The organism is Treponema sp. R80B11-R83G3 (genome assembly GCF_054786115.1).
This window is the reverse complement of record NZ_BDHF01000233.1, coordinates 1-1,249: the sequence shown is the minus strand read 5'-3', so window position 1 is coordinate 1,249 and position 1,249 is coordinate 1. Positions and strand designations below refer to the sequence as shown.

Below are 1,249 nucleotides of genomic sequence, written 5' to 3'. Positions count from 1 at the left end.
ATTATAGGCATAGGGCGCGATATAACCAAACGCAAAGCGATGGAAGATGAAATCCGCGCCGCTTCACGGGCCAAGACGGATTTTCTTGCCAATATGAGCCATGAAATCCGCACCCCTCTTAACGTGATCATCGGCCTTACCGATTTAGTATTGGAAGACGAACATCTGGGAAAGAACATTGTAGAAAATCTGACAAAAATAAGCAGCGCCGGCACTACTCTCTTGAGCATTGTAAATGACATTCTGGATTTATCCAAAATTGAGTCGGGCAAGCTGACAATTACCCCGATTGAATATTATATTTCCAGCCTGTTGAACGACGTAATCACCCTTGTTATGACGCGCCTTGGTGAAAAACCCATAAAATTCAACTTGAATATCAGCGAGGATTTGCCCGCTAAACTGTACGGCGACGATCTGCGGGTTAAGCAGATATTAACCAACCTGCTCACCAATTCCGTTAAATATACGCATCAAGGAAAAATTGAGTTAAGCGTAAGTTGTACGCGCGAGGGCGATGCTATTTGGATGTATATTACCGTCATCGATACCGGCATTGGCATACATGAAGATGACATAAAAAAACTGTTCCTTGATTATTTTCAGGTCAATGCCAAAGCAAACCGCAATATTGAAGGCACTGGACTTGGCTTGCCGATTACAAAAAGGCTTGTAGAAATGATGGACGGGGAAGTCCACGCTGAAAGCGAGTACGGCAAAGGCACTACGTTTCATCTGCGCATCAAGCAGGGTTTTGTCGAAGAAGAGACTATCGGCAAGGAAGTAGCCGATAAACTTCGCAATTTCAGTTATGCCGACAACAAGCGGGTTATCAACAGAAAACTTTTAAGGGTAAATTTAGATTATGCCAAAGTGCTTGTCGTTGACGATATGCAGACCAATCTGGACGTAGCGGTAGGACTGTTAGGCAAATACAAAATGCAGGTTGACTGTCTGACAACCGGGGAAGACGCGATTGACCGCATACGCGCGGGAAATCCCGTTTACAACGCCATTTTTATGGATCACATGATGCCCGGAATGGACGGCGTGGAAACGGCTGACAAGATACGCGCCTTAGGCACTGAATACGCGCAAAAGATACCGATTATTGCGCTGACCGCAAACGCCATACACGGAACGGAAGAAATGTTCTATAAACACGGTTTTCAGGGGTTTATAACAAAACCAATTGACATAATGGGAATGGATTCCGTTTTAAGAAAATGGGTACGCGATGAAACTATCG

At 44.7% G+C, this 1,249-nt stretch carries 1 protein-coding gene; it reads left to right on the top strand.

Translation table 11 applies throughout. The features are described from left to right. Positions 1-1,249, top strand: a 1,249-nt coding sequence (locus ACYVRH_RS12910; protein WP_461257305.1) for an ATP-binding protein, incomplete at both ends; no start/stop codon positions are given.